The sequence below is a fragment of the bacterium genome (genome assembly GCA_040753555.1).
Classification (GTDB): domain Bacteria; phylum UBA9089; class UBA9088; order UBA9088; family UBA9088; genus JBFLYE01.
Genome location: JBFMDZ010000319.1, coordinates 1 through 1,677, shown reverse-complemented (window position 1 = coordinate 1,677; position 1,677 = coordinate 1). Strand labels below are relative to the sequence as shown.

Here is a 1,677-nt window from a genome sequence, read left to right as displayed (position 1 = left end):
GATGTATTTGGTAAACTTGTAGGAAAGGTAGAAGAAATAGATTATAATCCTTATAGTAAGCCCATCAGTGTTGATAAAGAAGGAAGTCTATATTTATTTTTAGACACCACATGGATAGGAGCTAGTGAATGGCGATTGGAGGTTTATAAATATAGCAAAGAAGGCAAGCTTTTAGCAAGGGTTAAATTATCCATTGATGAGCTAGATTTTACAGACAGATATGGTGGACAAAAAGACAGGATAGCAATAGATAGGGACGGCAATATTTACCAATTATTACCCAAAGAAAATGGGGTTTATGTATATAAATGGGAGGTGAAGAAATGAGGTTATCAGTCATAACTATTCTTTTCTTGCTAACACAAAGCATATTTGCACTAAAAGAGATTGAGATTGAACCAATAGATTGTCCTCCTGAAATTACAATTAAAATATCAAAACCTACAGGTACTTACACCGTAGGAAGTATTGCAACCTTACAATTTGAAGAATATCTTAAAGGGGTAGTTCCTGCAGAGATAAATCCAGATTGGGATGCAGAAGCTTTGAAGGCTCAAGCAGTAGTTGCAAGAACCTATGCTGTTTATTGGAAAAATGGAAAGGTTCATTCAGATGGGAAATATTTGTGTAATACTGAATGTTGTCAGGTATGGAAATCTCCTCAAGATTTCAAAAATGGTGTATATCCTTCAAGCACAAACAAAGCTGTAAATGACACCGCTGGTCTTGGCATAACCTACAACAACGAAATCATAGATTCCACCTTCTTCAGCCATAGTGGAGATTACTATGAAGGTAAACTTATTCCTGAACATTATACCTCCAATACAGAGTATATTTGGAAAAATTATTTCCCTGAACGCAGAAAAACTATAACACCTGAAAATAATCAACCTGGCAAGGGAGGCCACGGAGCTGGCCTCTCCCAATATGGAGCAAAAAGCTTGGCTGAAAAACCTTATTATTTAACCTACCAAGACATCCTCAAACACTACTATGGCCCTGTTCCTCCTTATGTTAAGAAGGTAACAGCAACACAACGAGGAAAGAAGAAATACGAAAGTTCTTGGAAGGATAATGATAAAGACAACCCCTATCAAAAAGACCCCCCAAATCCCACAAGAAGCACATCCACAACCTCATCTTCCTTTGGCACAAGCACTATCACAATAACCATAGAATATTCAGAACAGATGACAGATGAATCTGGAAAGTTATTAGAGCTTTATTTGGAATCTATGGATAAAAAGATGATAAAGGTTCCCATAATCCTTGAAAAAACTGGAAGTATGAAATACAGAAGGGCATCTGGAGAACTTACTGGCAAGATGATCAAGGAGAACAAGATGAATGGAACATATACCTTAAGGCTTGTTGGTTATCATAAATATGCAAAGGATTGGGAATTAGACAAAGACCCATCAACCTTTTGCTATCAAAACCCCAATGTAGATAATCTTGTATACTCAACTTGACCGAATTTTCGATAAGTCGTTAGTATTGTTTCAATTGAATTGATTGTTCTTTGACAAAAAAGTTCTAAAGAAAAAAGGCAAAAACTCCGATTTATTTATTAGAAAGCAAATTGGAGGTGCCCCTATGATTAAGATCGTCAGGATTCCAGAAAAACTTAAGCACTTTTTTACACCTTCTCTCAAAGAGGGGTTTAATGAAAAG

Annotated in this window: 2 protein-coding genes; both read left to right on the top strand. The window is 36.1% G+C overall.

Annotated features, from left to right (window positions below):
* Positions 1 to 327: hypothetical protein (locus tag AB1630_13020; protein MEW6104708.1), on the top strand; the 327-nt coding region annotated here is incomplete at its 5' end.
* Complete coding sequence (locus AB1630_13015) at positions 324 to 1,475, top strand: SpoIID/LytB domain-containing protein (GenBank protein MEW6104707.1); 1,152 nt, start codon at positions 324 to 326, stop codon at positions 1,473 to 1,475. The genes AB1630_13020 and AB1630_13015, both read left to right, overlap by 4 nt.
* The last annotated feature ends 202 nt before the right edge of the window (positions 1,476 to 1,677 follow it).